This is a genomic window from Labilithrix sp., from assembly GCA_019637155.1.
Taxonomy (GTDB): domain Bacteria; phylum Myxococcota_A; class Polyangia; order Polyangiales; family Polyangiaceae; genus Labilithrix.
This window is the reverse complement of sequence record JAHBWE010000038.1, coordinates 21,479-29,057: the sequence shown is the minus strand read 5'-3', so window position 1 is coordinate 29,057 and position 7,579 is coordinate 21,479. Positions and strand designations below refer to the sequence as shown.

5 protein-coding genes are annotated in these 7,579 nt (G+C 71.5%); 3 read left to right on the top strand and 2 right to left on the bottom strand.

Annotation, left to right across the window (positions count from 1 at the left end):
- Positions 1–123: 123 nt before the first annotated feature.
- Positions 124–2,931, bottom strand: a complete 2,808-nt coding sequence (locus KF837_44435; GenBank protein MBX3234423.1) for a protein kinase — start codon at positions 2,929–2,931, stop codon at positions 124–126.
- 28 nt (positions 2,932–2,959) lie between these two features.
- Entirely contained in the window at positions 2,960–3,844 is an 885-nt protein-coding gene (locus KF837_44430; GenBank protein MBX3234422.1) for a glycosyltransferase, read from the bottom strand.
- Positions 3,845–3,898: 54 nt separating this feature from the next.
- Between KF837_44430 and KF837_44425 the strand changes: the two genes are divergently transcribed.
- From KF837_44425 to KF837_44415, 3 genes are read left to right on the top strand one after another with little or no spacing between them, the layout of a single operon-like run.
- On the top strand, positions 3,899–5,869 hold the full coding sequence (locus KF837_44425) for a 3-isopropylmalate dehydratase (GenBank protein MBX3234421.1): 1,971 nt from the start codon (positions 3,899–3,901) through the stop codon (positions 5,867–5,869).
- Between the two features lie 47 nt (positions 5,870–5,916).
- Positions 5,917–6,999 (top strand): hypothetical protein, encoded by a 1,083-nt coding sequence (locus tag KF837_44420; protein MBX3234420.1) that lies wholly within the window; start codon positions 5,917–5,919, stop codon positions 6,997–6,999.
- Positions 6,996–7,526 (top strand): peptidylprolyl isomerase, encoded by a 531-nt coding sequence (locus KF837_44415; GenBank protein MBX3234419.1) that lies wholly within the window; start codon positions 6,996–6,998, stop codon positions 7,524–7,526. Before KF837_44420 ends, KF837_44415 begins: the two co-directional genes overlap by 4 nt.
- The last annotated feature ends 53 nt before the right edge of the window (positions 7,527–7,579 follow it).

The following is a 7,579-nucleotide window of genomic DNA, read 5'->3' as shown; positions in this document are numbered from 1 at the left end:
GCCCGCGCGGACGGGGAGAAGGCCCGCGCGGACGCGCTCGCGGAGCGGCTGAGAGCGCTCGGCGTCGACCCCGAAGGGTGACGCCGCCCGAACGCTCACGATCGCCTGCGCACAGTCGGACGATCAGCGCGCCGCTTCGCGCGTGACGGCGCCGCGGAAGGCGCTCGCGGGGAGGACGAGCGCCTCCGTCTTCGTCATCGCCGCGACCATGCCGACGACGCGGCCGTCGGCGTCGAGGACGGGGGCACCGCCTTCGCCCATCTGGATCGGCAGCGTCGCGCCGAACCAGTCGTACTTGGGGAGCGGTCGCTTCGAGGACATCACGCCCTCGCGGAGCGCGAGCTCCTTCGTGCCCGGGTAGCCGAGCGAGACGAGGCGCGCGCCGAGCTCGAGGTCGTCGCTCGAGGCGATGGGCAGCGGCGTGAGCTCCGGCACCGTGCCCGCCGACGGGTGTGCGACGTCGGCGCGGAGGAGCGTGAGCGTCTTGTCTTCCGCGAAGAGCACCATCGAGGTCTTGTCGACCTCGGCGCCGTTCTTGAAGAGCACCTTCACCTTGGTCTTCGGATCGACGACGTGCGACGGCGTCGCGATGAGACCATGGCGATCGACGACGAAGCCCGTGCCCGCCGAGGGCTCGCCCTTGCCATCGACGAGATCGAGGTACACGACCGACGCGGCGTAGCGCTTGTGGATCGCCTCCGCGGAGAGCGGGCCGGTCTCGAGCGGCGGCGCGGCGTCGACGGATGCATCGACCGGCGCGGGCGCCGGCGGCGGCGGTCCCGGGATCGGCGGCGGCGCCGGATCGGTCGCGTGCTTGCGGAGGAGCATGAACCCGAGCACCGGCACGAGCAACGCGACGACGACGAGCGCGATGCGCCTCACCGGCTCGCCCGTCGCCGACTCACCGGGAGCGCGCTCGCTCGCGCCGCGCGTCACCGGTCCAGGCGGCGCCGAGTCGTTCGGAGCGCGCTCCGTCGCGCCGCGCGTCACGGGGCCGGGCAGCTCCACGTCTGCGGTTTCGTCCTCGTGGCCGAGCGCGCGCGTCTCCTTCGTGGCGCGTGCGTCGTCCTCGCCGAGCGCGCGCGTCTCCTTCGTGGCGGCTGCGTCGTCGGCGTGGTCGAGCGCGGCGCGCATCTCCTTCGCGGACGCGAAGCGGTCGGCGGGGGCCTTTGCGAGCGCGCGTGCGATCGTGCGTGCGAGCGTGGCGGGGACGTCGGGGCGCTTCTTGCGCGCGTCGCGCTCGATGTCGCCGGCTGCGACCTTCGCGACGACGAGGTGCATGCTCGCGGTCGCCGCCGGTGTCGTGCCGGTGAGGAGGCGATAGAGCGTCGCGCCGAGCGAGTAGAGATCCGCGCGCGCGTCGACGCCGGCCGAGGACGTGACCTGCTCCGGCGCCATGTAGAGCGGCGTCCCGAGGACCGCGCCGGCGCTCGTCAGCTCCGGCTCGTCGCCGGCGCTCGTCATCTTCGCGATGCCGAAGTCGAGGACCTTCACGCCGCCGTCGGCGGTCTCGAAGAGGTTCGCCGGCTTGAGGTCGCGATGGACGAGCCCCGCCTCGTGCGCGACCGCGAGCGCGTCGAGGACCTCCTTCGCGATCGCGATCACACGATCGACCGGGAGCTCCGAGACCTCGTCGAGCGAGCGCCCCTCGAGCCGCTCCATCACCATGTACACCGTGCCGTCGTCGGCGCGGCCGAAGTCGACGACGTCGACGATGCCGCGATGACGCAGCTTCGCCGCGGCGAAGGCCTCACGACGGAACCGCTCGACCAGCTCCTCGTTGCGCGCGAGATGCGGAAGGATCGTCTTCACCGCGTAGCTGCGCGGCAGCTCGACGTGATCGGCGGCGTAGACCGTGCCCATCCCGCCTTCGCCGAGCGTGCCGGTGATTCGATACTTGTCCGCGACGACGCGGCCAATCCAATCCGTGCGCGCCTCCGTCGCCACCGCCGCCGGCCCGATCGTCTGCGCGAGCTCCTTCACCGCGTCGGCGCTCGCGGGCTTGCCGCGGAGGCGCGTGAGCACGCCGGAGAGCGCGACGACCGCGTCGACGTCGTCGACCACGTTGCTCGTGCGGTAGTCGAGGTAGTCGGCGCGCTGGATCTGCTCCTTCTTCTCCACCGCGCGGTTCAGGAACGCGAAGCGGACCGCCTCGTCCTCGTGGAGCAGGATCACGAACGGATGCACCGAGACGGCGCCGCGCTCGCCGCGGAAATACAGCTCGCCCGGCCGCGCGTCCTTCGCGTCGTCGCCGAGCGGCACCGGCACCATCCCGCGGAGCTCGCGCCACGTCGCGCGTGCGCCCTTGCCGCGCGCGTCGACGTCGAGCTCCGCGACCGCGAGCACGAGCCCGCCGAAGAGGCCCGGCGAGCGGAGGACCTCCGCGAGCGCGTCGAACAAGATCGCGGCCGCCTCCTCGTAGAAGGCGGGCGAGCGCTGCGCGCCGTGTCCGAGGACCGCGTTCCGGTACATGACGAGCGCCTCGAAGAAGCCGAGCACGCCGCGGCGGCGGAGGCGCTTCACCGTCTCCGCGTCGCCGACGTCCCAGCGCACGAGCGCGTCGGCGAAGGCGCCGAGCGCGGCCCCGGAGGGCGGCGTCTTCTCGAGCTCCTTCATCGCCGCCCGCGCGAACAGCGGATCGTCCTTCGCCGCGAGCGCGCCGCCCGCCTCGCGGAAGAAGGCGCACCAGTGCCCGAGGGAAGGGAACACGACGCTCTCGAGCCGCTTCGCGAGATCGCTCCCCGGCGTCAGCGCCGCGTCGAGCCAGCGACCGATGCGGAGGCTCGCGGCGAGCTTGAGCGTCGCCTCGCCGAGGTAGAAGACGGCGTCGTGCCGGTCGCGTCCCTTCCGCGCCGCGAGGGCGCGCGCGACCAGCTCCGCGAGCGGAGTCGGCAGCTCGTCGGTCAGCTTGCGCGCGACGGCGGCGTCCACGATCGCAACATACTCGAGCTCGGCGCGCTCACGACAGGATCGTCACCGGCACGCCGAGGAGGCCGGCCTCGCGGATGACGGTGGAGAGCCCCTCCGCGCGCGAGGCGTGCACGAGCTCGTCGGCCGCGCCGATCCAGGCGAGCGCCTCGCGGCGCGACGTCTTGCCGAGGAAGCGGGCGTCGATCGGCCACTCGCGCGCGAGGCGCTCGAGGTGCGCGCGCTCCGGCCCGTCGCCGAGGACGACGAGCACGCGCTCGTCACGCAACATCGACGACGCGACGTAGTCGATCACCTTGTCGACGCGCTTGCTCGCGACGAGGCGGCCCGCGCAGACGTAGAGGCGGCGCGGTCCGATCGTGCTCCGCTTCGCCCGCGCGTCGGCGAGGACGTCGGGGACGTCGAGCGCGCCCGGGACGATCGTGCTCGCGGCGCGGAGGCGGAGCGCGAGCTCCAGCGGCAGCGACGCGGCGAGCGTCTCGCGCAGCTCCTCGGAGACGAAGCGCCAGCGGAGCGCGCGCTCGAGGATGCGCAGGACGATGCCGCTCCGCCCCGGCGCGCGGCTGAGGAGCCGGACGTCGCCGCCGTGCGAGACGACCTCGAGCTGCGGCCCCGCCCCGAGCGCGATCGGGAACGCGCACGGCACCGCCCAGTGCGCGATGACGCGATCGGGCCGCGCGAGGCGCAGCTCCGCGGAGGCCCTCGCGATCCACGCGCCGGCCTCGAACGCGCGGAGGGGCCGCTCCTTCAGCCGCACCGCGACGCCGGGCCAGCCGAACGCGCCGCCCGCGGAGGGGCGGAGGACGTGGACCGCGTGGCCCATCGCGCGCAGCTCCGCGACCTCGCTCTCGACGAAGTGGCCCGACGGATCTCCCTCGTGCGAGGGGTAGCTCGTCGTGACCACGGCGATGCGCATCGGGACCGCGTCCCAATACCACTGCGAGCGCCCTGCCGTGGTAGGAGTCTTCGGGTGAGCAGCGCGAAGACCGTCCAGATCAAGGGCCGCATCCTGTACGTGACCGAGGACCCGAGCCTCCTCGAGCGGCAGCTCGGCGGCGAAGACGTCACCTACGACCCGGCGAAGAACGAGCCCCCGCTCGTCGGAAACATCTCGACCGACGAGCTCACGCCCGGTTGGGTTTGCTACTACTACGACGAGACGCTCGCGCGCTTCTGTCTCGTCGGCCTCCGCGGCGGCAAGGTCGGGAAGGACGCGATCAAGGACGGCAAGTTCGGCGTCATCGTGAGCGGCATCTCGAAGGGCTGCGGCTCGAGCCGCGAGACCGCGCCCTACTCGGAGCTGAAGGCGGGCGTGCAGCTCGTCATCGCGAAGAGCATCGAGAAGATCTACCGCCAGAACGCGCAGAACATCGGCCTCCTCACGTCGACGGACTTCGGGCTCCTCGAGCGCGTCCAGCGCGGCGAGGCGATCCCGATGAGCGAGTTCACGAAGGGCCTCGATCCGATCAGCGCCGCGATCGTCGAGCACGGCGGCCTCTTCGCGTACAACCGCGCGCGCCTCGCCGGCGAGACGACGCCGCCCGCGGTCGCGACGCCGGCGCGTCCGATGACGCTCTGCGAGAAGATCCTCGCCGCGCACGTCATCACCGACGCGAAGTCGGGCGCGCTCGGCGTCCCCGCGGTGAAGCCGGGCGACGCGTTCTTCGCCCGCACCGACGTCCGCTTCAGCCACGAGTACGTCACGCCGATGGCGGAGTCGCTCTTCGTCGCGGAGATGGGGGAGACCGCGCAGGTCACCGATCCCAAGAGCGTGTGGGCGTTCCGCGATCACCTCACGTTCCTCGATCTCGTGATGCCGCGCGCGCATCGCGAGATGGGGCTCAAGGAGCAGGCCGAGGAGCTCGCGACGGTGCAAGAGAAGTTCACGAGGAAGCACGGCGTGAAGCTCTACGGCGAGGTCCACCGCGACGGGAAGCTCGTCGGCTCCGAGGCCATCTGCCACAACAAGGTCATCGAGGAGATCGCGCTGCCGGGGCAGCTCGTCGCCGGCACCGACTCCCACACGTGCATGGCGGGCGCGCTCGGCTGCTTCGCGTTCGGCGTCGGCAGCACGGACATGGCGAACGCCTGGTACACGAAGGACGTCCGCGTCACCGTGCCGGAGACCGCGCGCTTCGTGCTCACCGGCATCCTCCCGCACGGCGTGTGCGCCAAGGACGTGATGCTCCACATCCTCTCGCAGCCCTTCTTCAAGACGGGGCAGGGGATCGGCAAGGTGCTCGAGTTCGCGGGCGACGGCGTCCGCGCGATGCCGCTCGACGAGCGCGCGACCCTCACGAACATGGCGGTCGAGGCGGGCGGCTTCACCGGCATCATCGAGGCGGACGAGGTCGTCGTGGAGTACCTCGCGAAGCAGCGCGGCCTCGATCGCGACGAGGTGCGGAAGCACATCGTGAAGGCGGACGAGGGCGCCGAGTACCTCGCGACCTTCGAGGTCGACCTCTCGAGCCTCGTGCCGATGGTCGCGACGCCGGGCGATCCGCGCAACGGCATCCCGCTCACCCAGCTCCCCGGCACGAAGATCGACATCGCCTACGGCGGCTCGTGCACCGGCGGCAAGAAGGCGGACATGGACATGTACGCCGAGATCCTGCGCCAGGCGGTGGAGCAGGGGAAGAAGGTCGCCGACGGCGTCCACCTCTACATCCAGTTCGGCTCGCAGGACATCCGTCGCTACGCCGAGTCGAAGGGCTACCTCGAGGTCTTCGCGAAGGCGGGCGCGGAGCTCGTCGACCCGTCGTGCGGCGCCTGCATCAAGGCCGGCCCCGGCGTCAGCGACTCCCCCGAGCAGGTCACCGTCAGCGCGATCAACCGCAATTTCCCGGGCCGTAGCGGCCCCGGCAAGGTCTACCTCGCGAGCCCCCTCGTCGTCGCCGCCAGCGCGATCGCGGGACGGATCGTCTCTCCGGACGCGCTCTAGCGCCGATCGTTGTTGTTCTCTAAGTTTCAATTCTAGAGAACAACACCGTGACGCGACCTCTCTTCACGCGTTTCCCGACCGGGCTGCAGACGACGTACTCCGAGCTCAAGCAACGAGCGCAGGAGCAGGAGACGTTGCTCCTCGGGACGCCTGGCTCGGTATCGAGGCGCATCGACGGCGGCGGCCGCTACTGGTATCGACAATTCTACGACGCGGAGGGCGCGAAGGCGGCCGAGTACATCGGACCCGTCGGCGACGAGGACGCGGAGCGCCGCGCCGAGGAGGTCCGCGATCGCATCGCCGATGCGAACGCGCTCGCGGAGACGACGCGCCTGCTCACGACGGTGGGATACATCCAGACGGACCTGCGGACGCAGGCCGTCCTCGTCGTCCTCGCGAACGCAGGGTTGTTCCGCGCGGGCGCGATCCTCATCGGCTCGCATTCCTATGGTGCGCTCCTCAACGATCTCGGCGTGAAGAGCGCCGAGCTCAAGACCGAAGACATCGACATCGCGCGCCTCGACCGGCTGAACATCGACGGCGCGGCGGCGCCGCCGTTCGAGGAGCTCCTGCGCTCGTCGCGTGTCCCGCTGCGGCCGATCCCGTCGCTCGATCGGAAGGGCCCCGTCACCTCGTTCGCGATCCCACCCCGGCTGCGAGGCAAGACGCGCCTGCGGGTCGACCTCCTCACACCGGCCTCCGGTGGCGAGGCGAAACCCCTTCCGGTGTGGGAGCTCGGCGCGCACGCGATGGGGCTCCCTCACCTGCGGTACCTCCTCGAAGACTCCATTCCATCGGTCGTGCTCGGCAAGCACGCCGTCGTGCCGGTGAGAGTGCCACGCCCCGAACGCCTGGCGTGGCACAAGACGATGATCTCTCAGCTTCGGCACGAGACCAGCGACAAGGGACGAAAGGACCTCGATCAGGCGGCCGTCCTCGTCGCAGTCCTCGCCGAGGACGCACCTGACACCTTGCTCGACGGGTATCGCTCTCTCTCGGCGGGAGGTCGAACGAGGGTGGCGCGCGGCGTCCGCGAGCTCGAGAAGCGCCTCGCCGCCGCCGGCCACGTGAACGCGGTCGAGCTCGTGCGGGACGCGGTGGGAACGCGACCTGCATCGAAGAAGGGGTGACGAGTATCATCGCGGAGATGGGCGCCCGCATCGAGCGAAACGCGCGCGTCGTGCTCGACTACACCCTTCGTGACGTGAGCGGCGCGATCATCGACGGGAGCGGCAGCGGCGACGAGCCGATCGTCTACGTGCACGGCTACGGCATGATCGTCCCCGGCCTCGAGCGCGCCCTCGCGGGGCTCGAGCCCGGCGACACGAAGGAGGTGCTCGTCGCGCCGGAGGACGCGTACGGGCTCCGCGATCCCCGGCTCGTCGTCGAGGTCGCGCGCGCCGCGCTGCCGAAGCCGGACGACGTGCGCGTCGGCGACGAGATCGTCGGCCAGAGCCCCGACGGCGAGGAGGGGATCCTCCGCGTGATCGAGGTGGCCGGCGACCGCGTCGTCCTCGACGGCAACCACCCGCTCGCCGGCGCGACCCTGCGCTACACCGTCGTCATCCGCGCGGTGGGCCCGGCCTCGGCGGCCGAGATCGACGAGGCCGCCGCCCTCTCCGAGCTCGACCGCACCCCGAAAACGCTGCTGAATTAGCCGATTGCGGCCGATTCGGGGGCGGGCTAAACGCCTGGGCATAAACGCCGCCT